Here is a 26,467-nt window from a genome sequence, read left to right as displayed (position 1 = left end):
CATCACTGCCGGTGCGCCTTACTTCTTGGCCACCTTGGTGCTGGCGCTGAGGTAGTCGATCAGGATACGACCGGTTTCGGACAGGTAAGCGTCGTCCTCCGGCTTGGTGTTTTCATCTTCGACCGGCAACGCGTCCTCGTCCTCTTTCTTCAGCTCTTTGAGCGGCTCTTCACCCTTGGCCTTGCGGCGGATGTTTTCCAGCGCCAGCTGCTTGGCTTCGATTTCGTCGTGGCGTGCACGGCGATCCTGCTCGTTGAGGCTGACGGTTTTTTCGGTCATCAGCTTCTGCGTCAGGGCCAGGCGGTCGCGAATGTAGGTGAACTCGGCATCCTTGTCGCTGCGCGCTTCATGCTGTGCCTTGAGCTGGGCCAGGTACGGCTTGAACGGGTCGGCCGCCGGCTTGACGACCGGGCGAATGGTGTCCCAGGGCATGGCCTCGGGCAGGGCGCTCTCGCCAATTTCCTTGGTGTCGATGATCGACGGGTAGTCGATGTCCGGCAGCACGCCCTGGTGTTGGGTGCTCTGCCCGGAAACCCGGTAGAACTTGGCCAGGGTCAGCTTCAGCTCGCCATGGTTGAGCGGCTGGATGGTCTGCACGGTGCCTTTACCGAAGGTCTGGCCACCGATGATCAGCGCGCGGTGGTAGTCCTGCATGGCGCCGGCGAAGATCTCTGACGCCGAGGCCGACAGGCGGTTCACCAGCAGGGCCAGCGGGCCCTTGTAGAAGGCGCCCGGGTTTTCGTCTTCCAGCACGTCGACGCGGCCGTCGCTGTTGCGCACCAGTACGGTCGGGCCTTTCTCGATGAACAGGCTGGTCAGCTCGGTGGCTTCCTGCAGCGAGCCGCCGCCGTTGTTGCGCAGGTCGATGACCACGCCGTCGACTTTCTCCTTCTGCAGTTCGGTGAGCAGTTTCTTCACGTCACGCGTGGTGCTCTTGTATTCCGGGTCACCGGCGCGGTAAGCCTTGAAGTCGAGGTAGAAGGCCGGGATCTCGATGATGCCCAACTTGTAGTCACGCCCGTCCTGCTTGAGCTTGAGCACCGACTTTTTCGCCGCCTGCTCTTCGAGTTTTACCGCTTCACGGGTGATCGACACGACCTTGCTGGTCTGGTCGCTCGGCGCATTGCTGGCCGGGATGACTTCCAGGCGTACCACCGAGCCTTTCGGGCCACGGATCAGCTTGACCACTTCGTCCAGGCGCCAGCCGACCACGTCGACCATTTCCTTGTTGCCCTGGGCCACGCCGATGATCTTGTCGGCCGGGGCTACCTGCTTGGTCTTGGCTGCCGGGCCTGCCGGCACCAGGCGCACGATCTTGACCTGGTCGTTGTCGCTTTGCAGCACCGCGCCAATGCCTTCGAGCGACAGGCTCATGTTGATGTCGAAATTCTCGGCGTTATCCGGCGACAGGTAGTTGGTGTGCGGGTCGTAGGACTGGGCGAAGGTGTTGATGTAGGCCTGGAAGATATCCTCGGCACGGGTCTGGTCGAGGCGCGCCAGCTGGTTCTTGTAGCGCTTGGTCAGGGTTTCCTGGATCTGCTTGGGTTCCTTGCCGGCGATCTTCTGGCGCAGCACTTCGTCCTTGACGCGTTTGCGCCACAGGTCGTCGAGCTCGGCTTGGTCCTTCATCCACGGGGCGTCCTTGCGGTCGATCAGCAAGTTTTCCTTGGCGGTGAAATCGATCTTGTCCACGCCTTTGTTCAGCTCGGCCAGGGCGAAGTCCAGGCGCTGCTTGACGCGGTCCAGGTAGCGTTTGTAGATGGTGAAGCCCGGGTCAAGGTTGCCGCTCTTGAGGAAATCGTCGAATTGCGTTTTCCACTTGTCGAATTCGGCAATGTCGGCAGCGGTGAAGTAGCTGCGCGCCGGGTCCAGCAGCTTGATGTAGCTGTCGTAGATGATGAGCGAACGGGCATCGTCCAGAGGCGGCTTGCTGTAGTGGTGGCGCTTGAGCAATTCCACCACGTTGAGGCTGGCGACGATCTCGTCGCGGTCCGGCTGCAGGCCGTCCCACTTGTTGGCGGCCGCTGCATTGCCGCCGAGCGCGAGGCTACCCAGGCCGATCATTACAGCGAGGGCGGTGCTTGGGAGGAAATGCTTCATGCTGATTCGACGTGGAGGCAATTGATCACGCATAGTAGGCCGTCTTTTCCGTTGCCGGTTCCATGGAACCGGGCAAATACTGCAAAAAGCCTGGGGTGTGCGTTCCCCAGGCCCAGTCATGATTCAACTATGGAGGCACTGTGAAGGCATTGCAAGGCGTTGACGGACATGTGGAGTGGGTCGAGGCCGAACGCCCGGCCTGTGACGCGGGCCAAGTGCGCATTCGCGTGGCGGCTGCGGGCCTGAACCGCGCCGATCTGCTGCAAATGAAAGGTTTGTACCCGCCGCCGCCCGGTGCCAGCCCGTACATGGGCCTTGAATGCGCCGGTGTGGTTGAGGAAGTGGGCGCCGGTGCCGACTGGCGCGTGGGCGACCGGGTGTGCGCACTGCTGGCTAGCGGCGCCATGGCCGAGGAGGTGGTGGTCGATGCCCGCCATGTACTGCCGGTACCCGAAGGGCTCAGCTTGCATGAAGCGGCAGCCTTGCCGGAGGTGTATGCCACTGCCTGGCTGAACATCTTCCAGCTGGGTGGCGTGAAGGCCGGTGAGAAGGTGCTGGTGCATGCTGGCGCCAGTGGCGTTGGCTCGGCCGCCATTCAGCTGTGCAAGGCATTCGGCAGCCCGGTGTGGGTCAGCGTCGGCTCGCCGGATCGCCTGGCCTATTGCGAAGCGCTGGGCGCTGCGGGTGGTGTGGTACGTAACGAGAACCTGGATGCACTGGAAGGTTTCGGGCCGTTCGACGTGATTCTCGACCCGGTGGGCGCCAGCTACGGTGAGCTCAACCTCAAGCTGCTGGCCCGTGACGGCCGTTGGGTGATCATCGGCCTGATGGGTGGGCGCAAGTTTGAGCTGGACCTGGCCCAGGTGCTGGGCAAGCGCCTGGAGATTACCGGCTCTACGCTGCGCAACCGTGACGACGGCTTCAAGGCCGAGTTGCTGCGCGAGCTGCAACAGCAGGTGTGGCCGCTGTTCGCCGAAGGGCGCTTGTCGCCGCAGCTGGTCGATACCTACCCGGTGGAGTTTGCCCAGGCGGCGTATGCCGAGCTTGAGACCAACCAGGTGTCGGGCAAGTTGGTGATGGTCATAGATCCGAGCCAGGCTTGATATTGCCGGGGCTGCTTTGCAGCCCTTTCGCGGCACAAGGCCGCTCCTACAAGGGATCGCATCAGGTCGAACCTGTGCGTAAATCCCTGTAGGAGCGGCCTTGTGCCGCGAAAGGGGCGCAAAGCACACCCAAGGCCTTCAAGACCAGCTCAGAATCGGCCATCCATTGGTCTGGGCATGCTCGCGCAGCACCGCATCCGGGTTCACCACATGCGGGTGATCTACCTTCAGCAACAACGGCAAGTCATTGCGCGAATCGGAATAGAAACTCGCCCCCTCCAGGTTTTCCTGTTCCTGATCCAGCCACTCCAGCAACCGGGTGATCTTGCCCTCGCGGTAGGTCAGCACCCCGTGAGTCTTGCCCGTATACACCCCGTTCACCGCCTCCAGCTCGATCGCCAGGTACTCATCCACCCCCAGGCGCGCCGCAATGGGCCCGACCAGGTGCGTCCCCGAAGCGGAAATGATCAGAATGCGGTCCCCACGCTGGCGGTGCTCGGCAATGCAGCGGCAGGCGTCGCCGTAGATGATGGGCTCGATCACGTCCTCGACCCACGGCTCAACCAGATGCTCTACCTCCTCCAGCGTACGCCCGGCCATCGGCTCCAGGCTGAAGGCCATGTAGTCCTCCATCTGCAGGTGGCCCTTGCCGTAGGCCTCCATCAGCTCACGGTCGCGGCGCAGGAAGTCCTTGCCGTCGACCCAGCCCAACCGGGCCATTTGCTCGCTCCACAGCGACGCACAGTCCCCGTGGATCAGGGTTTCGTCCAGATCGAAAATTGCCAGTGCCATTGTGTTGAATCTCCTTAAGCCACTTCCCGCAGCGCTGTCGGGTCGATCGACAAGCTAACGCGTTTTCCGTCCGCGTGCAGGTCGGCCGGCGAGCGGTTGAGCACGTCGACCACCAGTTCCACCTCGCGCACGTTCACGCGGTAGCGAATCACATTGCCCAGCAGGCTGTGGCTGCGTACTTCTGCGTCCAGTTCGCCATTCACGCCCAGGGTGATCGACTCCGGGCGGATCGCCAGGCGGCTGGCCACCGGGCGTTGCAGCAGGCGGCTGGCGCTGTCGGCGTCGAGCAGGTTGTAGTTGCCGATAAAGCCGGCGGCAAACAGGTCCACGGGCGCTGTGTAGAGGGTTTCGGCATCGCCGCTCTGCACGATACGCCCCTGGTTCATCAGGAAGATGCGGTCGGACAGGGTCAGCGCTTCTTCCTGGTCGTGGGTAACGAAGATGGTGGTCAGCCCAAGTTCACGCTGAATGGCACGAATCTGCTCGCGCAGGTGTTTGCGAATGCGCGCATCCAGTGCCGACAATGGCTCGTCGAGCAGCAGCAGGCGCGGGCGGGTAACCAGCGAACGGGCCAGGGCCACGCGCTGGCACTGGCCGCCAGACAACTGGTGCGGGTAGCGCCCGGCAAAGTTGCCCAGCTCCACCAGCGCCAGCACCTCGCGCACCCGGGCCTGGCTTTCGTCGGCCTTGACCTTCTGCATGCGCAGGCCAAAAGCCACGTTCTGTTCCACGGTCATGTTGGGGAACAGCGCGTAGCTCTGGAACACCATGCCTATGCCACGCTTTTGCGGGCTCAGCGGCACGATGTCGTGGCCGTCGAGGAGTATCTGCCCGCTGTCTACCGGGGTCAGCCCGGCGATGCAGCGCAGCAGGGTGGACTTGCCGCAGCCGGACGGGCCCAGCAGGGTAACGAACTCGCCGCGTTCGATGTGGCAGTCGATGTTCTCGAATACCGGGCTGCCGGCGTAGCTTTTCTGCAGTTTCTGTACGCTGACGAAGCTCATGTCAGGTCTTGTCCTTGTTCAGGCGGTTGGCGACCCAGGTCAGTACCAGCACGAAGGCGAAGTACGAGATCACCAGTGCGCTGTTGAAGTGGCCGCTGCTGTTGCGCATGTTGTTCAGGTACACCTGCAGGGTCTCATAGCGGGTGCCGACCAGCAGGTTGGCGAACACGAATTCGCCGAACAGGAACGAGAACGACAGCAGCAGCGCCACCATCAGGCCCTTGCGCAGGTTTGGCAGCACCACCAGCAGCGCGGCCTGCCAGTTGCTGGCGCCGAGCAGTTGGGCGGCGTCCATCAGGTCGCGCAGGTTGATGGCCTGCAGGTTGTTGGTAATGGCCCGGTACATGAACGGCAGGGCGATGGTGAAGTAGCAGCCGATCAGGATCCATGGCGTGCCGACCATGGCCATCGGCCCGCTGCCGTACAGCTGCAGCAGCCCTACCGACGACACTACCGGCGGTACCGCGAACGGCAGCAGGATGAGGATGTTCATCAGCGCGTCGAGCCGCGGGAAGTGGTAATGCACCACGAACAGCAGCGGTAGTATCAGCACCACCGACAGCAGCAGCGCGCCCATGCACACCAGCAGCGACTGGCCGAAGGCGGCCAGGAAGCGCGGCTCGCTCCATAGCGCCACGTACCATTTCAGGGTCAGGCCGCTGGGCAGCAGGCTGGCCGACCAGCTGGTGGCCAGCGAGTAGAGCAGGGTGCCGGCCAGTGGCAACAGCAGGATCAGGAACAGCAGGTAGACCACGATGCGGTGGTACCAGCCGCCGGAACGGGTGTCAGCGCGCATGGTAGCTCCGTTTCAGTAGCCATTGATGCACCACCGTGACCAGCGTCATCAGCCCCACCAGCACCATCGCCAGGGCGCTGGCCAAGTTGGGGTCGAGGCTGATGTCGCCGGCCACCAGGCCAGCGATACGGATCGGCAGTACGTTGAAATTGCCGGTGGTCAACGCATACACGGTGGCGTAGGCGCCCAGGGCATTGGCCAGCAGGATGACGAACGTGCCCAGCAGTGCCGGGGTCAGCACCGGCAAGCCGATGTGCCGCCAGTATTGCCAGTGATTGGCACCGAGCAGCGCGGCCGACTCGCGCCAGTCTTCACGCAGGGCGTCGAAGGCGGGGTAGAGCAGCAACACGCCCAACGGGATCTGGAAGTAGGTGTACACCAGGATCAGCCCGCTTTTGGAATAGATGCTGAAGTCTTCCAAAAGGCCGATCTGCTTGAGCAGCAGCGTCAGTGCGCCGTTGAAACCGAGCAGGATGATGAAGGCGAAGGCCAGCGGCACCCCGGCAAAGTTGCTGGTCATGTTGGCGAAGGCGCTGACGAAGTCGCGCAGTTTCGAGTTCACCTGGCGCAGCGAATAAGCGCCAAGGGTGGCGATGACGATGCCGAACAGGCTCGAACAGAAGCTGATTTCCAGGCTGCGCTGCAGGGCCTGCAGGTAGAACTTCGAGCTGAATACCTTGCTGAAATTTTCGACGCCCCAGCCGGCTTCCGATTGCACGCTGTTGATCGCTACCCAGGCCAGCGGGGCAATCTGGAAGACGACAAAGAACACGGCAAACGGCAGCAGGCAGAGCAGGGCCAGGTAGCGGCCACGGGCGCCGCTGCGCTTGGGGGCCGTCACTTCAGCAGCTCCCGGCACACGGTCTTGTCGTGGGCAGCGCCAAGCAGCTCGCACATGGTGCCGCACAGCTCGGTCTGCAACGGCTTGGCCGCCGGGTCCAGGCTGAACGCGTCGCCAAAGACGAATAATGGCACTTCGCGCTCCTCGGCCAGCAGGCCGTTGTGCGAGCGGTCGTTGTTCATGCCGTGGTCGGCGGTGACCAGTACCTGGTAGCCCTCTTCGAGCCAGCCTGGCAGGTAGTCGGCCAGCAAGATATCGGCGCTGCGCGCGGCGTTGCGGTACTGGCTGCTGTCCAGGCCGTGGTGGTGGCCGACATCGTCGATGCTCATCGGGTGCACCAGCAGGAAGTTGGGGGCATGGCGGCGGCGCAGGTATTCGCCATCGGCCAGCAGGTGCGAATCGGGGTAGCGGTCGTCCCAGTAGAACAGCCCGTGCTGGATCGGCAACTTCGGCGCGTGGGTATGGCGGTCGCGCTGCGGGTCGAAGGGCGAGCGGTTGTACAGCTCGCTCATCCAGTGATAAGCCGCCGCTGCGGTGCCCAGGTTGGCCTCGCGGGCGTAGTGGAACACGCTGCGCTGGTTGGACAGGCGGTTGACGTTGTTGTGCACGATGCCGCTGTCGATCGGCGGTACGCCGGTGAGGATGCATTCGTACAGCGGCCGTGACAGCGATGGTAGCTCGCATTCCACGCGGTACAGCGCGGCGCGGTCGGCCTCGACATAGGCATGCAGGTGGCCCATGGCGTGGTGGGCGACCTGATAGTTCAGGCCGTCTAGCAGGACCAGGATGACGTTGTGTTGCATGGTGGCTCCAGTCATAAACCGCGTTGGCTTCTTCGCGGGCATGCTCGCTCCCACAGGGTTTTGCACGGTCTCTGTGGGAGCGGGCGTGCCCGCGAAAGGGCCGGGTCAGGCACTAGACAAGCTAGCCCCTTACTCCATCTCGATGATCACCTGCTCCTGCCACATCTGCGGCAGTTTCTTGGAGGTGGCTTCCCAGGCTTCGGCATTCTTGATCGGCTGGGCGGCACCGTACTGCTCGTTAGGCAGCAACTTGGCCTGCACATCCGCCGGCAGCTTCAGGTGCTCGGCACGGATCGGCCGGGCATGCCCTTTGGCCAGATTGATCTGCCCGGCATCGCTGAAGATGTATTCGCGGGTCAGTTTGGCCGCGTTGGGGTGCTTGGCGTATTTGTTGATGACCGTGGTATAGCCGGAGATTACCGAGCCGTCCGACGGGATCAGCACTTCGAAGCGCTTGGGGTCGATCTGTTCACGGTAGCTCAGGCCGTTGAAGTCCCACACCACGCCGACTTCCACCTCGCCTTTCTCCAGGGTCTGGATGGTCGGGTTGGCCAGCGACAGGCGCTTCTGCTGGGCCAGTTTGGTGAACAGCTGCAGGCCCGGCGCCACGTTGCTTTCGTCGCCTTTGTAGGCGATGGCGGCGGCGAGCACCCCATTGGCGGCCTGGGCGGCAGTGCCGACGTCGCCGATGGCGACCTTGTACTTGCCTTTTTCCAGGTCATGCCAGGTTTTTGGCCGTTCCTCTTCCTTGACCAGGTCCTTGTTGATAATGAAGGCGATGGTACCGGTATAGGCCAGCGCCCAGTGGCCGTCCTTGTCCTTGGCCCACTCCGGCACCTGGTCCCAGGTGCTTGGTTTGTACGGCTGGCTCACGCCCTTGGTCACGGCGATGGGGCCGAAGGCGGCACCCACGTCACCGATGTCGGCGCTGGCGTTGTCCTTCTCGGCTTCAAACTTGGCGATTTCCTGGGCCGAGCTCATGTCGGTGTCGCTGTGCTTGAGGCCGTACTTGCTGGCCAAGTCTTCCCAGGTGCCTTTCCAGTTGGCCCAGGCATCGGGCATGCCCACGCTGTTGACGGTGCCTTCCTTGCGGGCGGCATCTTCCAGGGCCTTGAGGTCCTCGGCCATGGCCGAGGTACAGAACGCGATGGCCGAACCGAGCAGTGACGCCATGAACAACTTTTTCATCCGTAGCTCCTTGGGTGGGTGCCTTTAACCGATCGTTGTTATGAGTGAAGCCGTTGCCTGGAACCTTTGGTCTAGGTCAGCAAACCTTGAGCCAAGGTAGGCCGCTTGCGTGACAATTTGATGTAGGGAAGGGCCCGTGCCGCTGGCTGCGGGCTCCTGGCAATACAGCGTAGACCATGGTGAACCCGCGGTTTTGCGGGGCTGGCCCGATTCTGGCAGTACCCCGTGGGCAGCCTTGTCACAGGATGTTCATCAGCCCTGCCTAGGCTTGCACTATTCTCCAAGTGCCCTGTTCTGGGGCTGGACTAGTCCAGATAGGTAACCTTTGATGCAGCCGATGCCACCGCGTGCGGTAACAGCCATCTGCCATGCCTTGCAGGAGCAGATCGAGCACGGCCTGCTGGCGCCGGGCGGCAAGCTGCCGGCCGAGCGCAAGCTGAGCGAGGTGTTCGACACCACGCGCATCACCCTGCGCGAGGCGCTGGCGCAGCTGGAGGCCCAGGGCATGATCTACCGCGAAGAGCGCCGCGGCTGGTTTGTCGCGCCCGAGCGGCTGACCTACGACCTGATCGAGCGCAGTCACTTCCATGCCATGGTCCGCGACCAAGGGCGTGTGGCCAGTACCGAACTCCTGTCGGCACGGCTGCAGCCGGCCTCGGCGGCGATCTGTGCGCGCTTGCAGCTGCCGGCGTTGTCCAGCGTGGTGCGCATCTGCCGGTTACGGCGGATTGACGGGCGGGCGGTGCTGTATGCCGAGCACTATCTGAATCCCAGGTATTTCCCGGACATTCTCGAACAGGACCTGGCGCAGTCGCTGACCGAAATTTATGGGCGGGTGTATGGCATCCGGTATGGGCAGGTGTGCTTCGAGATTTTGCCGACGGCGTTGCCGGTGGAGGCGGCAGGGGCGTTGAAGGTGTCGGTGGGCAGCCCGGGGTTGCACATTACCCGGGTCAACAGCGACCAGCATGGGCACCTGATCGACTGCGACCTGGAGTATTGGCGGCACGATGCAATCCGCATTCGTGCACAGGCCGGTTGATCCTGGATTCTGGGGCTGCTTTGCCGCCCATCGCCGGCAAGCCCGCTCACACCTTGACTGCATGGGTGTCAGGCCCTGTGCAGTACCTGTGGGAGCTGGCTCGCCGGCGATAGGGCGCTAACTGGAGGAACCTGCCTCCGTCATGCCACCGCCCCCGGCGGTCACCACCTGTACCGACAACCGCGGCGTCGCCAGGTCCAGCCCGGCCTCATCCAGCTGCCGCTTCAGTGCCAGGTTGAATGCCCGCGACACTTCCCACTGCTTGATCGGCGCGGTCTTGAACCGGGCCCGCAAGATCGCCGACCCCGACTCGAAGCTCTCCACGCCTTGCAGCTCCAGCGGCGACCAGATGTTGCGGCGCATCAATGGGTCATTGCGCAGCTTCTGCCCCACCTCGCGAACCAGCGTGATCGCCTGGTCGATGTTCATGCTGTGCGGGACGGCCACACGGAAGATGGCGTAGCCGAACTCCCGCGAGTAGTTCTTGATGCTCTTGATCTCGCTGAACGGGATGGTGTGCACGATGCCGTCGATGTCCCGCAGGCGTACGGTACGGATGGTCAGCCCCTCCACCGTGCCCAGGTGCCCGCCCACATCCACGTAGTCGTCGATGGCCAGCGAGTCTTCGATGATGATGAACAACCCGGTGATCAGGTCGGCCACCAGCGATTGCGCGCCAAAGCCGATGGCCAGGCCGATCACACCGGCACCGGCCAGCAGCGGGGTGACGTTCATGCCCATGTTGGCCAGGGCGACGATCACCGCAATGATGAAGATCACCACGAACAGCACGTTGCGGATCAACGGCATCATGGTTTGTGCACGGGCGTTGGCCAGGCCCCGGCGCGAACGCACCAGGGCGTGGTGCACGGCGGTGTCGGCAAGGATCCACACCAGCCAGGCGACGATCAGCGTGCCGGCCAGGCCCAGCAGGCGCAGGCTGACTTCGTGGCCGTCGCCCTCGGCAAAGCCGATCATCGACAGGCCCCACACCCGCAGCCCCAGTTCGATGAACACCAGCCAGATGAACAGGTGCACCAGCAGGTAGCCGAAGTTGCGCAGGCGTTCGGCATACACCGCCTGGCGCTTGTTGGCGCGTTTGGGGTTGGCGGCGTGGCGGCGTACCAGGCCGTTGAGCACCATGCACACCACCACCAGCACGGTACACATCAGCGACTGACGCAGGGCGGTGCTGGTGTCGCCGGCCGAGACGAAGGTGGCGAACAGCGAAATCGCCACCAGGATCAACGCCGGGATGAACCAGAAGCTGCCGAGGATCTCGATGGTGTCGCTGAGGGTGCGGCGGGTCAGGCGTCGCGCCAGGGGCTGGTTGCGGATCAGGTGGGCGATCGGGCGGCGGAAGCGCAGAATGAACAGCCCGGTGCACAGCGCGGCGATGACGTTGGCCAGGGTCGCCAGGGCATGGGCCAGGTGGGTCCCCAGTGCGACCAGCATGCGCGGGTCGCTCATGGCCTCGCCAAACGCTGCGAAGCTGCCGATCAGCCACAGCGGGCGGAACGCCTGGTGCCGCAAAATGTGCAGGGCGCGGTGGCGGTGCGGGCCGTCGAGCAGCGAGAAGGCGATCACGCAGATGGCCGAGAAGCAGGTGCCGACGACCAGCGCGTAGGCCAGCACCATGGCCAGCGACTTACCCAGCGACGGCGGCAGCACAAAGCTCAGGTACACGGTGAACACCAGCGCCACCAACCACGGGCCGAGCTTGCGCAGGGCAAAGCGCACCAGGTCCCAGGTACGCGGGTGCTGGGGCAGTTCTTCGCTCAGGCCAAAGCGCAGGCGTATCCGGTGGCCGACCCAGTTGAAGGCGTAGGCCAGCACGCTCCAAACGGCAATGACGGCGGCAAAGCCGAACAGGATCGCCGGCCACTGGTGCACCGGCACCACCAGTTCGGTCAGTTCGGCCTGGGCTTGTTCGATTTCCGTAGACCAGCGGTGGAACGGGCTGGCATCGCCACTGAACTGTTTTTCGAAATCATGCAGGGCGCCGCCGATCAGGCCGAGCACGCCCTGTTCCACGCTGGGTTGTGATTGCTTGGTGGCGTCGCGCAGCTTTTTCAGGTCGGCCAGCAGCTTGGCCCGCTGCTGGTCGTTTTCCAGGTTCTTGATCACTTCGTCCAGCGACTTGCCCAGTGGCTCGGTGGGCTCCGGTTGCGCGGGCGCACTGCCGCCCAGCAGGCCGGGGATGCCCGCTGCCTGTACCGGAGTGATGAACAGCAACAGCAGCAGGAACAGGTAACGCAGGAGGGCAGGCACGGGTAAATCTACCTCAGGTCAAACGATTGACCGAGTGTAGAGGTTTATGTCGGCAGTTTCTCGAGGATCTTCCAGCAGGTGAGGCCGAAGATGCCCAAGGTGCCGATCCACATCATCAGCACTCCGATATTGCGCTCGCGCATGCTGAAGCCGATGGTCAGCAGCATCAGGAACAGGAACACCGGCACGAACAGTGACAGAAACGGGGACATGGACAGCAATCCTTTTGCAGTGGGGCCATGTAACAAGCATAGCGCTTGGCAAGCGAGGCGGGATTGACCTTGAGCATTCGATCAGGTCACATCCCTTTTATGTAGGAGCAGCCTTGTGCTGCGAAGAGGCCGGTACACCCAGTAAAGATGCATGGGTTGTACTGGCCTCTTCGCAGCACAAGGCTGCTCCTACAAGTGCGGTATGGGGCTCAACTGCTCAGGGCAGCTCGCGGCTACGGTAGAAGGCAGTCAGCACCTTCACCAGGTGTGCCAGGTCATGGCTGCCGCACAGCTCACGAATGGAATGCATGGCAAAGGTCGGCAAACCGATATCCACCGTGCGCACGCCCAGGTGGCTGGCTGTGATCGGCCCGATGGTCGAGCCACAGCCCATGTCGCTGCGCACCACAAAGCTTTGCACCGGCACTTCCTCGGCCATGCACAGGTGGCGGAAGAAACCGGCGGTTTCGCTGTTGGTGGCGTAGCGCTGGTTGTTGTTCACCTTGATCACCGGCCCGGCGTTAAGCTTGGGCCCGTGGTTGCCATCGTGCTTGTCGGCGTAGTTGGGGTGCACGCCGTGGGCGTTGTCGGCCGACACCATCAGCGAGCGCTGGATGGTGCGCACGTAAGCGTCGCCATTGGGCAGCAGGCGCTGCAGGGTCTGCTCCAGCATTGGGCCGTCGGCGCCGCAGGCTGAGCTGCTGCCGACTTCCTCGTGGTCGTTGCACACCAGCACGCTGGTTTCGTCGCTGTCGGCGGCCAGCAGGGCTTGCAGGCCGGCGTAGCACGACAGCAGGTTGTCCAGGCGGGCCCCGGCGATGAAGTCGCCATTCAGGCCGACCAGCGCGGCGCCTTGGGTATCGTAGAAGCTCAGTTCGTAATCCAGCACCACGTCGGCGATCAGCTCATGCTCGCGGGCCAGTTGCTCGGTAAGCAGGGCGCGGAAGTCGATGCGATCGTCACCCGCGACTTGGGCCAGGATGGGCGGCAGCTCGTTCTGCGGGTTGATCGCCCAGCCTTCATTGGCGGTGCGGTTCAGGTGGATGGCCAGGTTGGGAATGATCGCGATAGGCAGTTTGAAGTCGATCAGCTGGCTTTCTACCTTGCCGTCACGGCGATAGGTAACGCGGCCGGCCAGGGACAGGTCGCGGTCGAACCAGGGCGCCAGCAGGGCGCCGCCATACACTTCCACACCCAGTTGCAGGAAACCGTGGCGCTGCAGCTCGGGCTGCGGCTTGACCCGCAGGCACGGGCTGTCGGTATGGGCACCGACCATCCGGATACCGTTCAGCAACGGTTCGTGCTTGCCCAGTTTGATGGCGATGATCGACGAGTCGTTGCGGGTGACGTAGTAGCGGCCGCCAGGCACGGTAACCCAGCTGTCACGCTCGTCCAGGCGCTGGTAGCCGGCAGCTTCCAGGCGCTGGGCCAGGCTGGCGGTGGCATGGAAGGGCGTGGGGGAGGCCTTGAGGAAATCGATAAGGCCAGAATTCAGTTCGTCGCGCATAGCTCACTCCAGACAGCAGTGGCGCGAGTTTAACGCACAATGTCGACAATTTGTGTCTGCATTACACCCTGTAGGAGCAGCCTTGTGCTGCGAAGAGGCCGGTGCGAACAACCTCTATCTGTGTTGTTGGGACTGGCCTCTTCGCAGCACAAGGCTGCTCCTACAGGGGGGCGAGGTGCGGCTTAGAAGGGCGCAGGGCACTCGAACTTCAACCGCTCCCCGGACACCGGGTGGGTAAAGCTCAGCATGGATGCATGCAGGCAAAGCCGCTCGTGCGCCGCCAGCGCTTCGGGGTTGGCATACAGCCGGTCACCCAGCAGCGGGTGGCCGATCGACAGCATGTGCACGCGCAACTGGTGCGAGCGCCCGGTAATCGGCGTCAGTTCTACCCGGCAGTGGTCGCCGCAGCGCTCGACGATGCGCCAGAACGTCAGCGCATGCTTGCCCTGCTCGTGGTCCACCACATGCCGTGGCTTGGTTGGCGGGTCGTAGCGCAGCGGCAGGTCGATGCTGCCGCTGTCCAGTGCCGGTTGGCCCCAGCACAGCGCGGTGTAGGCCTTTTCGGTTTCGCGGTCGTGGAACTGGCGCGACAGCTCGCGGTGGCTGTCGGCATCGCGGGCCAGCAGGATGATGCCGGAGGTTTCCCAATCCAGGCGGTGCACGATCAGCGCGTCGGGGTAGCCGTTTTCCTGCAGGCGGGTGATCAGGCAGTCCTTGTTGTCCTCGGCGCGGCCAGGCACCGACAGCAGCAGGGTCGGTTTGTTGATCACCAGGATGGCGGCGTCTTCGTGCAGGATCTGGATATTGGACAGCGGCATTGCGTGTTCTCTGTTAAATCGGGAGAAAAAAGCGGGGCCGCTCTGCGGCCCATTCGCGGCACAAGGCCGCTCCTACAGGGGAACGAGATCCCTTGCAGGAGCGGCCTTGTGCCTCGAATGGGCTGCAAAGCAGCCCCAGCTTTCAGCCAGATCAGCGATCCGGCAGGGTAATGTTCAGCTCCAGAATCGAGCAGCTGCCCTGGTTTTCCAGCTCGATATGCACGTCATCGTTGCCGATGTTCACATACTTGCGGATCACTTCCAGCAGTTCTTTCTGCAGCGCCGGCAGGTAGTCCGGCTCGCTGCGTTGGCCGCGCTCGTGCGCCACGATGATCTGTAGACGCTCTTTCGCTACCGACGCGCTGGTCTGTTTCTGTCTGCCACGAAAGAAGTCAAAAAGGTTCATGGTTTACTTGCCTCCAAACAGGCGCGCGAAGAATCCTTGCTTCGGCACTTCAACAAAACGCAGGGGTTTGTCTTTCCCCAGCAGGCGGTCGACGGTGTCGCTGTACGCCTGGCCAGCATCGCTCTGGTCGTCGAGGATGACCGGGATACCTTGGTTGGAGGCCTTGAGCACAGCCTGGGACTCAGGGATTACGCCCTTGAGCTTGATCGCCAGGATGTCGGTGACGTCGTCGATGCTCAGCATCTCGCCGTTAACGACGCGCTCTGGGTTGTAGCGAGTGATCAGCAGGTGTTCCTTGATCGGCTCCTCGCCGTTTTCGGAGCGGCGCGATTTGCTCGACAGAATGCCCAGCATGCGGTCCGAGTCACGTACCGAAGAAACCTCAGGGTTGGTTACCACGATGGCTTCGTCGGCGAAGTACATCGCCAGGTGCGCACCTTTCTCGATACCGGCCGGGGAGTCGCAGATGACGTATTCGAAATCTTCTTTCAACGCCATCAGCACCTTCTCGACGCCTTCCAGGGTCAGCGCGTCTTTATCGCGGGTCTGGCTGGCGGCAAGTACATACAGGTTCTCGAGGCGCTTGTCCTTGATCAGGGCCTGCTGCAGGTTGGCTTCTTCGTTGACCACGTTGACGAAGTCGTACACCACGCGGCGCTCGCAGCCCATGATCAGGTCGAGGTTACGCAGGCCCACGTCGAAGTCGACGATGACGGTCTTGTGGCCACGCAGTGCGAGGCCGGTACCAATGGCGGCGCTGGTGGTGGTCTTGCCCACACCCCCCTTGCCGGAAGTAACCACGAGAATCTTGGCCAAGGTGTTTCACCCCTAAAATAAGTCGGGACACGTGTCCCGGCAAAAAGCAAATAAACGGCAACAGTTAAAAAAGTTGCTCTGAAAATGACGGCAAGTATCCGTTAAAGACGGGTGATGTTCAACACATCACCGGACAGGCTGACTTGCACACCTGTGCCCCACAGGGGGTCGCGGCGCAGGTCTTCGCAAACCTTGTACTGGCCGGCGATGGAGACCATTTCGGCGGTCATCTGCTGGCAGAAGATCCGCGCCTTGGTATTGCCTTTGATGCCGGCCAGGGCCCGGCCGCGCATGGCGCCGTACACATGGATGTTGCCATCGGCCAGAAGTTCCGCACCCGGGCTGACCGAGGCGGTAACGATCAGGTCGCCACCCTGAGCATAGATCTGCTGGCCGCCGCGCACCGGCGCAGTAATGATCCGGGTCGGCCGCACCTCGGGCTCGGGGGCCGGTGGTGGGGCGGGCGCCGGCTCGGGCTTTCTGACTACCTCGGGCTCGGGCTCCAGCGGCCGCTCGCGGGCGCCGGACGGCGGTAGCACCGGCAGGTCGATGGCGATGGCGGCGGCGATGTCCTCGATGCGGTTGGCGCGGATGGCCAGGGTACGCAGGCCATGGTGGCGGCAGATGCGCATCAAGCCTGGCAGGTCGATTGCCCCTTCGCCGGCCGGCAGTTTGTCCAGCGCCAGCACCAGTGGCGTATTGCTGAAGAAGTTCGGTGCCTGGGCAACTTTGGCCGCCAGCTGGCGGTCGAGGGCTTCAAGGTCATTGCGCGCCAGCTCCAGCACTGTGATGGCGAGCATGCTGCCCTTGAGCTGGAACACGGAGGCGGTGTCGGATGTGTGGTTTGGGCTCATGGTCTGCATAGACGGCTTGTTGCGAAAAAAGTGCCCTGATTTATAACGAGAACACCGGTTGCCCGCAACATACGCTGATCCGTTGTAGAATGCGCAGCCTTTGTCTTTCCGGAAGCTTCAATGGAACGCCCGCGTTTTCGTCCCTATTTCCTTCACCCAAAGTTCTGGGGCCTGTGGCTGGGCCTGGGCCTGCTGTGGCTGGTGGTCCAGTTGCCGTACCGGGCCCTGTTGAAAGCCGGTGCCGCGCTGGGGGCCGTGATGTATTGCTTTGCCGGCGAACGTCGGCGCATTGCCGCGCGCAACCTTGAGCTGTGCTTTCCGGAGCTGTCGGTCGACGAACGGCGGCGTTTGCTCAAGGCCAACTTCGCCTCCACCGGTATCGCCTTCTTCGAAATGGCCATGAGCTGGTGGTGGCCCAAGGCCAGGCTGGCGCGCCTGGCCCATATCGAGGGACTGGAGCACCTGCAGGCCGCCCAGCAGGCGGGGCAGGGCGCCATCCTCATGGCTGTGCACTTTACCACCCTGGAAATCGGCGCCGCCCTGCTGGGCCAGCAGCACACCATTGACGGCATGTACCGCGAGCACGGCAACGCGCTGTTCGACTTCATCCAGCGCAGCGGCCGCGAGCGGCATAACCTCGACTCGCTGGCGGTGGAGCGCGAGGATGTGCGTGGCATGCTCAAGCTGCTGCGTTCGGGCCGGGCGATCTGGTATGCACCGGACCAGGACTACGGCGCCAAGCAGAGCATTTTCGTGCCGCTGTTCGGCATCCCGGCCGCGACGGTAACCGCCACCACCAAGTTCGCCCGGCTGGGCAAGGCGCAGGTTATTCCGTTCACCCAGAAGCGCCTGGAGGATGGCAGTGGCTATCGTCTGGTCATCCACCCGCCATTGGCGGACTTCCCCGGCGAAAGCGAAGAGGCCGACTGCCTGCGCATCAACCAGTGGGTCGAGAGTGTGTTGCGTGAGTGCCCCGAGCAGTACCTGTGGGCGCACCGCCGTTTCAAGTCGCGGCCCGAGGGTGCGCCGCGGCTGTACGACAAGAAAAAGCGCTGAACTGACTTTACCTGTGCCGGCCCTTTCGCGGGCCTGAAAACAGCTGATCCAGGAAGGAAGCGATGGCCCCACCCCCGGTAACCGGTCTTATCCTTTCTGGCGGCGGCGCCCGCGCCGCCTATCAGGTCGGCGTATTGGCCGGCATCGCCGAGCTGCTGCCCGCAGGCGCGCACAATCCGTTCCCGGTCATCGTCGGCACCTCTGCCGGTGCCATCAACGCCGTCACCCTCGCCAGCGGCGCCACCCACTTCAACGATGCCGTTCAGCGGCTTACCGCCTTCTGGCAGAACTTTCGCAGCCACCTGGTCATCCGCAGTGACTGGCCCGGCGTCGTCCGCCAGGCCAGCCGTTTCGTCGGCCACAGCCTGTTGGGGTTAGGCGGCCAGGCGCCGGTGGCGCTGCTGGACAGCAGCCCGTTGCGCAGCCTGCTGGAGGCACACCTGAACCTGGATGGCATCGGCCATTCCCTGGCCGCCGAGCAGTTGCGCGCGGTGGCAGTCACCGCCTTTGGCTACGAGTCCGGCCAAGCGGTCACCTTCTACCAGGGGCGTGGCACCATTGAAGCCTGGCTACGCCACCGCCGCATCGGCGTGCCCACGCCATTGACCATCGACCACCTGCTGGCCAGCGCGGCCATTCCGCTGCTGTTTGCGCCGGTGCAGCTGGGCGACGAATTTTACGGGGACGGCGCGGTGCGCCAGTCGGCGCCGATCAGCCCGGCGTTGCACCTGGGCGCCAGCCGGGTGCTGGTGGTCGGGGTCAGCGGCAACCCGCAGCGGCCAGCGCCGCCCTTGCCCACTCAGCGTGTGTTCAGCGGGCAGCAGCCGAGCCTGGCGCAGATCGGTGGCCACATGCTCAACAGCACGTTCATCGACAGCCTGGAAGACGACATCGAACTGCTGCAGCGGCTCAACCATTTGAGCCGGCTGTTGCCGGCGCACCTGGATGCCCGCCGCTTGGGGTTGGCGCCGATCGAGGTGCTGGTGGTAGCGCCCAGCCAGCCGTTGGACGAGATCGCCGCCCGGCACCGGCGTGAGCTGCCGGCGGCGTTGCGCCTGTTCCTGCGCGGGCCGGGGGCGACGCGCACCAGCGGGGCGGGGGTATTGAGCTATCTGCTGTTCGAGGCCAGTTATTGCAGTGAACTGATCGAACTGGGGCGCAAGGATGCCCTGGCCAAGAGGCGGGAGCTGTGCCAGTTCCTCGGAATTTGATGTTGCCTGTACCGGCCTCATCGCCGGCAAGCCAGCTCCCACAGGATTACCACAGCCTTGGGCATTGTGCGGACCTGTGACAGCTGGCTTGCCGGCGATTGAGCCGAAGCAGGTTTACTCCGCAATCTGCAACTTGCGTGCCTGGGTGTACACGTACCGCACCTTCTCGTACTCGAACGGTGAGTTCAGCTGGCCATAGCGGAAGTTGGTGGTATAGCGCTTGTCCACCACGCGCAGGGCAAAGATTTCCGGGTGGTCGGTGCTGGCTTCGGCCACGTTCAGGTAATTGATTGCCTGCTCGCCCGCATAGTCCACCACCAGCCCGGTGGTGTCGCGCAGGTTCGAAGGCCCCAACACCGGCAGCATCAGGTACGGCCCCTCCGGTACGCCATAGAAGCCCAGGGTCTGGCCAAAGTCTTCGCTCTGGCGCGGCAGGCCCATGCTGGTCGCCGGGTCCCATAGCCCACCCACCCCGATCAGGGTGTTGAACATCAGCCGCGCCGTGATCTCGGCCGAACGCTTGGCCTTGAGCTGCAGCACGCTGTTGAACAGGTTTGGCACATCGCCCAGGTTGTTGAAGAAGTTGCTTACCCCCGTGCGCACGAAGCGCGGGGTTACATACTGGTAACCACTCACCAGCGGCAGCAGCACCCATTGGTCCAGCCGGTAGTTGAAGTGATAGACGCGCCGGTTGATCGACTCCAGCGGGTCGTACACGTTCAGCGCTTCCAGGGTTGAGCGCTCGAACTCGCGCTGGTCCAGCCCCGGGTTGAATTTCAGCTCGCGCAGCGGGTCGATGAAGCCATCGGATTCAGGCACCAGCGGCGCGGTACCGATCACTTGCGGGTCGGCCTCGATCACGCTGGCCCGGGGGGCGGTTTCGGCGGCCAGGGTGTGGCCGGCGGCAAGCAGGGCAGTGGCGAAGAGGAGTTTGTTAACCACGGAAGAACTCCAGCATGGCGTCACTGTTGACGCGGTAGTTGAGGTTGCCGCAATGGCCGCCATGGGGGTAGAGGGTCAGCCGGTCACCAAATACCTTGCGCAGGAAGCCGATGTCGCCCGGGCCGAGAATGACGTCGTCGGCGTTGTGCATCACCGCGATCTTGTCACTGCCGCGCAGGTAGTCTTCCAGGGCGTACAGGCTCACCTGGTTGACCAGCTGCAGGATGCTGTTGCCGTCGGTGCGGGCGCGCCACATCGGGATCACCTGTTCGGTCATGTAGCAGTCGAAATCACACTGCAGGGCACGCTTGAAGAACGGCGTGAGGCTGCTGCCTTCGGTAATCGGAAACTTCGGCGGAATGATCAGGCCGCGGCGGTTGATCAGGTCGGAAGTGAAGGCAATGTCGGCAGCCGAGAAACGGAACGAAGTGCCGATCAGCATGGCCATCTGTTCGTTGGACAGGTGCTGTCTGGACTGCTGGAAGTCATACAGAAGGGCGTCGTTGAGGTCGATGTAGCCCTTGTCCTGGAAGTAGCGGGTCAGCTTGGTCAGCATCAGCTCGTAGAACGTAGTGCTGCGGTCGATGCCCTTGACCTGGGTTTGCACCAGTTTGTCCAGGTTGTTGATCGAGGTGTACAGGTTGACCGGTGGGTTAAGCAGCAGCACACGCTTGAAGTTGAAGCTGCGGCGGGTTTCGTCCAGGTGGCTGACGAAAGCAGCGTCCAGCGCACCCAGGCTGTAGCCGGTGAGGTAGAACTCACTGACTGGCAGGCGCGGGTGCTGGGCACGCACGGCCTGCATCACCCGGTACATGTCTTCGGCGTCTTCCTGGCTGACGCCGGGGGTGGCAAAGCGCGAGGCGGCACTCATGAAGTCGTAGCTGGTGGGCGATGACAGTTGCACCACGTGGAAGCCGCCCTGGTAGAACAGCTTCTTCAGGTATTCATTGATGCTGCTGCTGTACGGCGCACCGGTGCCGGCGATGATGAAGATCAGCGGCGCTTCGTGATCCTGGCGGGCCAGGCGGTACTTGAGCTTTTTCACCGCCCAGAAATTGTCGGGCAAGGTGAACTCACGCTCCGGGCGCAGGTTGAGGCTGTAGTCCGATTGGTCGATGTCCTCGTCGCTGGGCAGGGTCGGGCGCTGGTCCGGCGGCGTGGTGGCGATGGTCGCCTCGAACGGGTTGGTCAAGGGGTAGCCGTAGCTGGCAGCGTCGATATCCCGCGCTGAAGCGGCCACCGCCATGAGCAGGCTACCGAGCACGGCAGCGAGGCGCAAAGATCGAAGCATGTAATCCCCCAAAAGAACGCAAGGTCGAGCAGTGTGCAGGCTAGGACCACAGCCAACCGGGCAAAGTTGCCAGTCGCGGTGGTCTTTGGTGTGCTTGTTATCTGCAACATAGCTGCAGGGTTGTGATTTTGCCTTACAACCGGGCATAAGCGATCATGGATGCTTTCGATTACCGCTATTGGAGAACAGGATGTCTCGTTCGCTGCCGGCTGCACTGCTGGTGCTGTTTCTGGGGCTGTGGCTCGCTGCCAGCTATGGCGTGCGCTATGGGCTGATGGAGGATGGCCAGTGGGTTGGACTGTGCACGGTGCCTGCGGCGTATTGGCAGTGTGAGGTGCGCTCGCTGCTGGGGTTGGGCATTCACCTCCAGGTGCTGGCCTGGAGCGGGCTAGGCCTGGCGCTGCTGGCGCAGTTCGTACCCGCGCGCGCGGGCTGGTGGCTGGCGGTGTTGGCATTGGTGTTCGCTGTGCCGGCGCTGGTGTTGTATACCGCCAGCATTGCCGTGTTTGCGCTGGTGCTGGCGGGGTTGCGCCTTGTCAGGTAACCGCGCCCCACCCCAACAATCAAGCCGGTCGCAACCGCAAGCTGCGCCACAATGCGGCTGTCATCAGCACACTCACCACCGCCCAACCCCAGGCCTGCTGGTTTTCCAGCCCTTCAACGAACAACTGCGGCGCCACCCCGGCCCCGACAATGAACGCCAGCAACGCCACCTCCGCCCGCCGTGCCCGCACCGGCCACAGCACATACACCAGCGCCGGCAAGGCCAGCGCGGCGCTGGGGAAGCTGCGGTAGCGTGGGTCGAACACCATCGCCAGCATGCTCACCGCTGCGGCAAAGCCCGCCGCCAGCAACAGCCACCCTGCCCGTGCCTGTAGCCAGGCGAACAGCCGCTCACGCCAACCCGCCCGGCGTGCCAGCGCCAACAGTGCATGCGCCAGCACCAACAGGTTCAACCCGGCCAGCGCCAGTGCCCACAGCCATTCCCCGGCAAAACGCGCATGGGTGCGCATCAGTTCGCCCCACAAGCCCAGGCAACCTGCGCCAAACGCGGCCAGCAATGGCAACAGCAAGGCCGCCATCGGCGTAGCAGGGCGCCCGGCCAGCAACAACATGGCCGCCATCAACAGTGCACTGGCCAGCAGCCATTGCGGCCAGTCATGCAGGTTGCTCACCGGCCCTTCCAGCACGCCCTTGTCCTGCCGGTCGGCATCGTAAAGCCCCCAGTAACCGCCAACTGCCCCTTCATTGGCGCGCTTCCACGGCTGGTCGAACGCTTCGATCAGGTTGTAGTGCCAACCGTTGCTTTCGGCCATGGCCACGAAGCCGCGAATAAAGCGTGCCTCGTTGACCCGGCTGGGTATTGCGGTTTCGCGTTGGCGGCCTTCGCTGGGCCAGCCGGTTTCGCCAATCAGGATGTCCTTGGGCGCAAAGCGTGTGCCGAACACCCGGCGCACATCGGCCACGTGGGCCAGCGCATCGTCGATGCCGCGCGGATCGTCTTCCCAGTAGGGCAGCAGGTGGATGGTCAAAAAGTCCACCTCGGGTGCTACTTGCGGGTGCTGCAGCCAGAACTCCCACACATCCGCGTAGGTCACCGGCACCTTCACCTGGCTTTTCACCCGGGCGATCAGCTTGGCCAGCTGCGCGCCTGTGACTTCCTTGCGCAGCAACGTCTCGTTGCCCACGATCACCGCGCTGACCACATCGGGGTTGGCGTTGGCGGTGGCGATCAGCAGGTCGATTTCCTTTTCGGTGTCGGCCGCGTGAGCGTTGACCCAGGCGCCCAGCATCACTTTCAGCCCATGCTTGCGCGCCAGCGCCGGGATTGCCTCAAGGCCGGTCACGGAATAGGTGCGGATGCACTGGAAACGCTCAGCCAGCAAGGCCAGGTCGGCGTCCATGCGTGCCGGGCGTAGGTGAAATGGTTGGTCGTAGGGCGACTGGTCCTTGTCGAACGGGGTGTAGGACGCGCATTGCAACTTGTGCGTCGGGCTGGCCGCATCGGGCAGGTGCACCGGCTTGCCAAGCCCGTACCAGAGCCCGGCGAGCCCGAGCAGGGCCAACAGGCAGGCAAGCAGGTAAAGCGGCAGCAACAGGCGGGCAGAACTGGGCATCGGGCGGTCCATCGTCAGGCGCAAAAGGGTAGATAGTAGCCCGGCGCCAAAGCTTTGGCATGCAAGGATCGCGCAGGCGGGTGTAGGCCGATGACGCTAATGGCACAGTGCTGTCGCATATGGGGCGGGTGCAGGTCGCAGCTGGATCAGGTCGACCTGTGTTGCAGGAAGATGATGCAATCTCCAAGACCTGACGAGGGGATGCTTTGATGGCAACTTTGAAAAAAATGCGACGTTTACTGGGTGTGGGCACCGCCCTGGTAATGGCCATGAGCGCTGCACAGGCAATGGCCAAAGAAGTAAGCATAGGTTACGTGGATGGTTGGGCCGACAGTGTGGCCACCACCAACGTGGCCGCCGAAGTGATCAAGCAAAAGCTCGGCTACGACGTGAAGTTGCAGGCTGTGGCCACGGGGATCATGTGGCAGGGTGTGGCAACCGGCAAGCTCGATGCCATGTTGTCGGCATGGTTGCCGGTGACCCATGGTGAGTACTGGACCAAGAACAAGGACAACGTGGTCGACTACGGTGCCAACTTCAAGGACGCCAAGATCGGCCTGATCGTCCCCGAGTACGTCAAGGCGGCGAGCATCGCCGACCTCAAGACCGATAGTAGCTTCAAGCAGAAGATTGTCGGCATCGACGCGGGCTCCGGCGTGATGCTCAAGACCGACCAGGCGATCAAGGACTACGACCTGACCGGTTACAAGCTGCAGGCCAGCTCGGGCGCGGCGATGACGGCGGAACTGGGCCGTGCCTATGCCAAGCAACAGTCGATTGCAGTGACTGGCTGGGTACCGCACTGGATGTTCGCCAAGTGGAAGCTGAAGTTCCTCGAAGACCCGAAAGGCGTGTATGGCGCGGCGGAAACCGTGAACAGCATCGGCAGCAAGGAACTGGCCAGCAAGGCACCGGAAGTGGCGGAGTTCCTGAAGAAATTCAGCTGGCAGTCCAAGGACGAGATTGGCGAGGTGATGCTGGCGATCCAGGAAGGGGCCAAGCCTGAAGCGGCGGCCAAGGATTGGGTGGCCAAGCACCCTGATCGCGTGAAGGAGTGGACGGGTAAGTAAGCAGCTGTTGCAAATTCCTGTAGGAGCAGCCTTGTGCTGCGAAGAGGCCGGTACAAGCTGCGAAGATTCGGGCAGCCTGCACCGGCCTCTTCGCAGCACAAGGCTGCTCCTGCAGGGCAGGCGCAAGCTGTTTTGTTGCGCAATCGGTAAAACACCGTTGCATCTAAGACTAAGGTCGTCTGGTTGCCGTCCAACAGCCGCATAAAGTAAGGGCGTGGGTTTCACCCCTACCTGTGCTGCTAGGACAAAAACAATGAACGACAGCATTTACCTCTCGATACAAAACAGCCCCCGTTTCAAGGAGCTGGTCACCAAACGCGAACGGTTCGCCTGGATTCTCTCGGCGATCATGCTCGGCTTGTACTGCGGCTTCATCCTCCTGATCGCCTACGGTCCTCATCTGCTGGGCGCCAAGCTCAGCCCTGAGTCGTCGATTACCTGGGGCATTCCCCTGGGCGTCGGCCTGATCGTTTCGGCATTCGTCCTGACCGCCATCTACGTACGCCGCGCCAACGGCGAATTCGATGAGCTGAACAAGGCCATCCTCAAGGAGGCGCAACAATGATTCGCCACGCCAAAGCCCTGGCTGTACTGGCCTGCGGAGCCTTCGCACCCGCCGTGTGGGCAGCCGATGCCCTGACCGGCGAGGTGCAGAAACAGCCGCTGAACGTTGCCGCGATCGCCATGTTCGTGGCTTTTGTCGCCTTCACCCTCGGTATCACCTACTGGGCCTCCAAACGCAACAAGTCGGCGGCGGACTACTACGCTGCCGGTGGCAAGATCACCGGCTTCCAGAATGGCCTGGCGATCGCTGGCGACTACATGTCGGCTGCCTCCTTCCTGGGTATTTCCGCGCTGGTGTTCACCTCTGGCTACGACGGCCTGATCTACTCGATCGGCTTTTTGGTCGGCTGGCCGATCATCCTCTTCCTGATCGCCGAACGCCTGCGCAACCTGGGCAAGTACACCTTCGCCGACGTGGCCTCGTACCGCCTAGGGCAGAAGGAAATCCGTACCCTGTCGGCCTCCGGCTCGCTGGTGGTGGTGGCGTTCTACCTGATCGCGCAGATGGTTGGTGCCGGCAAGCTGATCGAACTGCTGTTCGGCCTGGACTACCACGTTGCGGTGATCCTGGTGGGTATCCTGATGTGCCTGTATGTGCTGTTCGGCGGCATGCTGGCCACCACCTGGGTACAGATCATCAAGGCCGTGCTGCTGCTGTCCGGTGCCAGCTTCATGGCGCTGATGGTGATGAAGCACGTAGGCTTCGATTTCAACACCCTGTTCTCCGAAGCGATCAAGGTGCACAGCAAGGGTGAGGCGATCATGAGCCCGGGCGGCCTGGTCAAGGACCCGATATCGGCCTTCTCGCTGGGCCTGGCACTGATGTTCGGTACTGCCGGCCTGCCACACATCCTGATGCGATTCTTCACCGTCAGTGATGCCAAGGAAGCGCGCAAGAGCGTGCTCTACGCCACCGGCTTCATCGGCTACTTCTACATCCTGACCTTCATCATCGGCTTCGGCGCGATCCTGCTGGTCAGCACCAACCCGGACTTCAAGGACGCCGCCGGTGCACTGTTGGGCGGCAACAACATGGCAGCGGTGCACCTGGCCGATGCCGTGGGTGGCAGCATCTTCCTCGGCTTCATTTCGGCAGTGGCATTCGCCACCATCCTGGCAGTGGTTGCCGGCCTGACCCTGGCCGGTGCCTCGGCGGTGTCCCACGACCTGTACGCCAGCGTATGGCGCAAGGGCAAGGCCAACGACAAGGACGAGATCCGCGTGTCGAAGATCACCACCATCGCCCTGGGCGTGCTGGCGATCGGCCTGGGTATCCTGTTCGAGAAGCAGAACATCGCCTTCATGGTCGGCCTGGCGTTCTCCATCGCCGCCAGCTGCAACTTCCCGGTCCTGCTGCTTTCGATGTACTGGAAGAAACTGACCACCCGGGGCGCCATGATTGGCGGCTGGCTGGGCCTTGTAAGTGCGGTAACGCTGATGATCCTCGGCCCGACCATCTGGGTGCAGATCCTCGGCCACGAGAAGCCGATCTACCCGTACGAGTACCCGGCGCTGTTCTCCATGGCCATCGCCTTCGTCAGCATCTGGTTCTTCTCGGTCACCGACAAGTCCAAGGCTGCCGACGACGAGCGTGCGCTGTTCTACCCGCAGTTCGTGCGTTCGCAGACTGGCCTGGGTGCCAGCGGGGCGGTTTCCCACTGAT

General features: G+C 63.0%; 25 protein-coding genes. 8 read left to right on the top strand and 17 right to left on the bottom strand.

What is annotated here, in order from left to right; translation table 11 throughout:
- Nucleotides 1-18: 18 nt before the first annotated feature.
- A complete protein-coding gene (locus SB756_RS19630; RefSeq protein WP_410911497.1) occupies nucleotides 19-2,100 on the bottom strand; it encodes a carboxy terminal-processing peptidase in 2,082 nt (693 codons plus the stop codon).
- A gap of 140 nt (nucleotides 2,101-2,240) precedes the next feature.
- On the opposite strand from SB756_RS19630, the gene SB756_RS19625 reads away from it, so the two are divergent.
- Nucleotides 2,241-3,203, top strand: coding sequence for an NAD(P)H-quinone oxidoreductase (locus SB756_RS19625; RefSeq protein ID WP_341797826.1), 963 nt, complete (start codon nucleotides 2,241-2,243; stop codon nucleotides 3,201-3,203).
- A 138-nt stretch (nucleotides 3,204-3,341) separates the two neighbouring features.
- On the opposite strand, the gene SB756_RS19620 is transcribed toward SB756_RS19625, so the two are convergent.
- The 6 genes from SB756_RS19620 to SB756_RS19595 form a co-directional block, all read right to left on the bottom strand.
- Nucleotides 3,342-3,995 (bottom strand): HAD family hydrolase, encoded by a 654-nt coding sequence (locus SB756_RS19620; protein ID WP_341797827.1) that lies wholly within the window; start codon nucleotides 3,993-3,995, stop codon nucleotides 3,342-3,344.
- A 14-nt stretch (nucleotides 3,996-4,009) separates the two neighbouring features.
- The gene (locus SB756_RS19615; protein WP_016501059.1) at nucleotides 4,010-4,999 is read right to left on the bottom strand and encodes an ABC transporter ATP-binding protein; all 990 of its coding nucleotides are present in this window, start codon (nucleotides 4,997-4,999) and stop codon (nucleotides 4,010-4,012) included.
- A gap of 1 nt (nucleotide 5,000) precedes the next feature.
- A complete protein-coding gene (locus tag SB756_RS19610; protein WP_410911496.1) occupies nucleotides 5,001-5,795 on the bottom strand; it encodes an ABC transporter permease in 795 nt (264 codons plus the stop codon).
- Complete coding sequence (locus SB756_RS19605) at nucleotides 5,785-6,636, bottom strand: ABC transporter permease (protein ID WP_410911494.1); 852 nt, start codon at nucleotides 6,634-6,636, stop codon at nucleotides 5,785-5,787. Before SB756_RS19605 ends, SB756_RS19610 begins: the two co-directional genes overlap by 11 nt.
- Nucleotides 6,633-7,439: an alkaline phosphatase family protein gene (locus SB756_RS19600; RefSeq protein WP_341797829.1), complete on the bottom strand. Its 807-nt coding sequence runs from the start codon at nucleotides 7,437-7,439 to the stop codon at nucleotides 6,633-6,635. Before SB756_RS19600 ends, SB756_RS19605 begins: the two co-directional genes overlap by 4 nt.
- Before the next feature lie 129 nt (nucleotides 7,440-7,568).
- A complete protein-coding gene (locus SB756_RS19595) occupies nucleotides 7,569-8,627 on the bottom strand; it encodes an ABC transporter substrate-binding protein (RefSeq protein ID WP_341797830.1) in 1,059 nt (352 codons plus the stop codon).
- Between the two features lie 328 nt (nucleotides 8,628-8,955).
- Here SB756_RS19595 and SB756_RS19590 point away from each other — a divergent pair, with 328 nt between their 5' ends.
- On the top strand, nucleotides 8,956-9,669 hold the full coding sequence (locus SB756_RS19590; protein ID WP_341797831.1) for a UTRA domain-containing protein: 714 nt from the start codon (nucleotides 8,956-8,958) through the stop codon (nucleotides 9,667-9,669).
- Between the two features lie 117 nt (nucleotides 9,670-9,786).
- On the opposite strand, the gene SB756_RS19585 is transcribed toward SB756_RS19590, so the two are convergent.
- The 7 genes from SB756_RS19585 to minC form a co-directional block, all read right to left on the bottom strand.
- Nucleotides 9,787-11,940 carry a mechanosensitive ion channel family protein gene (locus SB756_RS19585; protein WP_410911492.1) on the bottom strand — a complete coding sequence of 718 codons (2,154 nt, stop codon included), beginning with the start codon at nucleotides 11,938-11,940 and terminating at the stop codon, nucleotides 9,787-9,789.
- 44 nt (nucleotides 11,941-11,984) lie between these two features.
- Nucleotides 11,985-12,152 carry a hypothetical protein gene (locus tag SB756_RS19580; protein WP_016501052.1) on the bottom strand — a complete coding sequence of 56 codons (168 nt, stop codon included), beginning with the start codon at nucleotides 12,150-12,152 and terminating at the stop codon, nucleotides 11,985-11,987.
- Nucleotides 12,153-12,369: 217 nt separating this feature from the next.
- A complete protein-coding gene (locus tag SB756_RS19575) occupies nucleotides 12,370-13,659 on the bottom strand; it encodes a M18 family aminopeptidase (RefSeq protein WP_341797833.1) in 1,290 nt (429 codons plus the stop codon).
- A 182-nt stretch (nucleotides 13,660-13,841) separates the two neighbouring features.
- Nucleotides 13,842-14,477, bottom strand: coding sequence for an RluA family pseudouridine synthase (locus SB756_RS19570; RefSeq protein ID WP_019472567.1), 636 nt, complete (start codon nucleotides 14,475-14,477; stop codon nucleotides 13,842-13,844).
- A gap of 151 nt (nucleotides 14,478-14,628) precedes the next feature.
- Nucleotides 14,629-14,883: a cell division topological specificity factor MinE gene (gene minE / locus SB756_RS19565; RefSeq protein ID WP_003252572.1), complete on the bottom strand. Its 255-nt coding sequence runs from the start codon at nucleotides 14,881-14,883 to the stop codon at nucleotides 14,629-14,631.
- A gap of 3 nt (nucleotides 14,884-14,886) precedes the next feature.
- Entirely contained in the window at nucleotides 14,887-15,699 is an 813-nt protein-coding gene (minD, locus tag SB756_RS19560; protein WP_016501049.1) for a septum site-determining protein MinD, read from the bottom strand.
- Nucleotides 15,700-15,800: 101 nt separating this feature from the next.
- Nucleotides 15,801-16,562 (bottom strand): septum site-determining protein MinC, encoded by a 762-nt coding sequence (minC, locus tag SB756_RS19555; protein WP_016501048.1) that lies wholly within the window; start codon nucleotides 16,560-16,562, stop codon nucleotides 15,801-15,803.
- A gap of 111 nt (nucleotides 16,563-16,673) precedes the next feature.
- Here minC and SB756_RS19550 point away from each other — a divergent pair, with 111 nt between their 5' ends.
- Both SB756_RS19550 and SB756_RS19545 read left to right on the top strand, forming a co-directional pair.
- Nucleotides 16,674-17,609 (top strand): lipid A biosynthesis lauroyl acyltransferase, encoded by a 936-nt coding sequence (locus SB756_RS19550; RefSeq protein WP_114942682.1) that lies wholly within the window; start codon nucleotides 16,674-16,676, stop codon nucleotides 17,607-17,609.
- Nucleotides 17,610-17,671: 62 nt separating this feature from the next.
- The gene (locus tag SB756_RS19545; RefSeq protein ID WP_410911489.1) at nucleotides 17,672-18,820 is read left to right on the top strand and encodes a patatin-like phospholipase family protein; all 1,149 of its coding nucleotides are present in this window, start codon (nucleotides 17,672-17,674) and stop codon (nucleotides 18,818-18,820) included.
- 114 nt (nucleotides 18,821-18,934) lie between these two features.
- On the opposite strand, the gene SB756_RS19540 is transcribed toward SB756_RS19545, so the two are convergent.
- On the bottom strand, nucleotides 18,935-19,681 hold the full coding sequence (locus SB756_RS19540) for a VacJ family lipoprotein (protein WP_410911523.1): 747 nt from the start codon (nucleotides 19,679-19,681) through the stop codon (nucleotides 18,935-18,937).
- Between the two features lie 73 nt (nucleotides 19,682-19,754).
- The gene (locus tag SB756_RS19535) at nucleotides 19,755-21,053 is read right to left on the bottom strand and encodes a serine/threonine protein kinase (protein WP_341797836.1); all 1,299 of its coding nucleotides are present in this window, start codon (nucleotides 21,051-21,053) and stop codon (nucleotides 19,755-19,757) included.
- A gap of 190 nt (nucleotides 21,054-21,243) precedes the next feature.
- Here SB756_RS19535 and SB756_RS19530 point away from each other — a divergent pair, with 190 nt between their 5' ends.
- A complete protein-coding gene (locus SB756_RS19530; RefSeq protein WP_410911487.1) occupies nucleotides 21,244-21,597 on the top strand; it encodes a hypothetical protein in 354 nt (117 codons plus the stop codon).
- A 19-nt stretch (nucleotides 21,598-21,616) separates the two neighbouring features.
- Here SB756_RS19530 and SB756_RS19525 read toward each other — a convergent pair whose 3' ends face one another.
- Nucleotides 21,617-23,182 (bottom strand): beta (1-6) glucans synthase, encoded by a 1,566-nt coding sequence (locus SB756_RS19525; protein ID WP_410911486.1) that lies wholly within the window; start codon nucleotides 23,180-23,182, stop codon nucleotides 21,617-21,619.
- A 197-nt stretch (nucleotides 23,183-23,379) separates the two neighbouring features.
- On the opposite strand from SB756_RS19525, the gene SB756_RS19520 reads away from it, so the two are divergent.
- The 3 genes from SB756_RS19520 (at nucleotide 23,380) to SB756_RS19510 (ending at nucleotide 26,466) form a co-directional block, all read left to right on the top strand.
- Nucleotides 23,380-24,240, top strand: a complete 861-nt coding sequence (locus tag SB756_RS19520) for a glycine betaine ABC transporter substrate-binding protein (protein WP_410911484.1) — start codon at nucleotides 23,380-23,382, stop codon at nucleotides 24,238-24,240.
- Nucleotides 24,241-24,493: 253 nt separating this feature from the next.
- Entirely contained in the window at nucleotides 24,494-24,805 is a 312-nt protein-coding gene (locus SB756_RS19515) for a DUF485 domain-containing protein (protein WP_019473848.1), read from the top strand.
- Nucleotides 24,802-26,466, top strand: coding sequence for a cation acetate symporter (locus SB756_RS19510; RefSeq protein ID WP_016485333.1), 1,665 nt, complete (start codon nucleotides 24,802-24,804; stop codon nucleotides 26,464-26,466). The genes SB756_RS19515 and SB756_RS19510 overlap by 4 nt, the downstream gene beginning before the upstream one ends.
- The last annotated feature ends 1 nt before the right edge of the window (nucleotide 26,467 follow it).

Origin of the sequence: Pseudomonas sp. SIMBA_068, assembly GCF_046534705.1 — a bacterium.
Taxonomy (GTDB): domain Bacteria; phylum Pseudomonadota; class Gammaproteobacteria; order Pseudomonadales; family Pseudomonadaceae; genus Aquipseudomonas; species Aquipseudomonas putida.
The sequence above is the reverse complement of the archived record's forward strand: the minus strand, read 5'-3'. Positions and strand labels throughout refer to the sequence as shown.

What these genes read in the sequence shown, in the direction of transcription:
- SB756_RS19615 (WP_016501059.1), bottom strand. Translation starts at nt 4,999, where the DNA reads ATGAGCTTCGTCAGCGTACAGAAACTGCAGAAAAGCTACGCCGGCAGC.
- SB756_RS19520 (WP_410911484.1), top strand. Translation starts at nt 23,380, where the DNA reads ATGGCAACTTTGAAAAAAATGCGACGTTTACTGGGTGTGGGCACCGCC.
- minC (WP_016501048.1), bottom strand. Translation starts at nt 16,562, where the DNA reads ATGCAGACCATGAGCCCAAACCACACATCCGACACCGCCTCCGTGTTC.
- SB756_RS19595 (WP_341797830.1), bottom strand. Translation starts at nt 8,627, where the DNA reads ATGAAAAAGTTGTTCATGGCGTCACTGCTCGGTTCGGCCATCGCGTTC.
- minE (WP_003252572.1), bottom strand. Translation starts at nt 14,883, where the DNA reads ATGAACCTTTTTGACTTCTTTCGTGGCAGACAGAAACAGACCAGCGCG.
- SB756_RS19525 (WP_410911486.1), bottom strand. Translation starts at nt 23,182, where the DNA reads ATGGACCGCCCGATGCCCAGTTCTGCCCGCCTGTTGCTGCCGCTTTAC.
- SB756_RS19515 (WP_019473848.1), top strand. Translation starts at nt 24,494, where the DNA reads ATGAACGACAGCATTTACCTCTCGATACAAAACAGCCCCCGTTTCAAG.
- SB756_RS19590 (WP_341797831.1), top strand. Translation starts at nt 8,956, where the DNA reads ATGCAGCCGATGCCACCGCGTGCGGTAACAGCCATCTGCCATGCCTTG.
- SB756_RS19530 (WP_410911487.1), top strand. Translation starts at nt 21,244, where the DNA reads ATGTCTCGTTCGCTGCCGGCTGCACTGCTGGTGCTGTTTCTGGGGCTG.
- SB756_RS19535 (WP_341797836.1), bottom strand. Translation starts at nt 21,053, where the DNA reads ATGCTTCGATCTTTGCGCCTCGCTGCCGTGCTCGGTAGCCTGCTCATG.
- SB756_RS19600 (WP_341797829.1), bottom strand. Translation starts at nt 7,439, where the DNA reads ATGCAACACAACGTCATCCTGGTCCTGCTAGACGGCCTGAACTATCAG.
- SB756_RS19575 (WP_341797833.1), bottom strand. Translation starts at nt 13,659, where the DNA reads ATGCGCGACGAACTGAATTCTGGCCTTATCGATTTCCTCAAGGCCTCC.
- SB756_RS19545 (WP_410911489.1), top strand. Translation starts at nt 17,672, where the DNA reads ATGGCCCCACCCCCGGTAACCGGTCTTATCCTTTCTGGCGGCGGCGCC.
- SB756_RS19510 (WP_016485333.1), top strand. Translation starts at nt 24,802, where the DNA reads ATGATTCGCCACGCCAAAGCCCTGGCTGTACTGGCCTGCGGAGCCTTC.
- SB756_RS19610 (WP_410911496.1), bottom strand. Translation starts at nt 5,795, where the DNA reads ATGCGCGCTGACACCCGTTCCGGCGGCTGGTACCACCGCATCGTGGTC.
- SB756_RS19570 (WP_019472567.1), bottom strand. Translation starts at nt 14,477, where the DNA reads ATGCCGCTGTCCAATATCCAGATCCTGCACGAAGACGCCGCCATCCTG.
- SB756_RS19620 (WP_341797827.1), bottom strand. Translation starts at nt 3,995, where the DNA reads ATGGCACTGGCAATTTTCGATCTGGACGAAACCCTGATCCACGGGGAC.
- SB756_RS19630 (WP_410911497.1), bottom strand. Translation starts at nt 2,100, where the DNA reads ATGAAGCATTTCCTCCCAAGCACCGCCCTCGCTGTAATGATCGGCCTG.
- SB756_RS19580 (WP_016501052.1), bottom strand. Translation starts at nt 12,152, where the DNA reads ATGTCCCCGTTTCTGTCACTGTTCGTGCCGGTGTTCCTGTTCCTGATG.
- SB756_RS19550 (WP_114942682.1), top strand. Translation starts at nt 16,674, where the DNA reads ATGGAACGCCCGCGTTTTCGTCCCTATTTCCTTCACCCAAAGTTCTGG.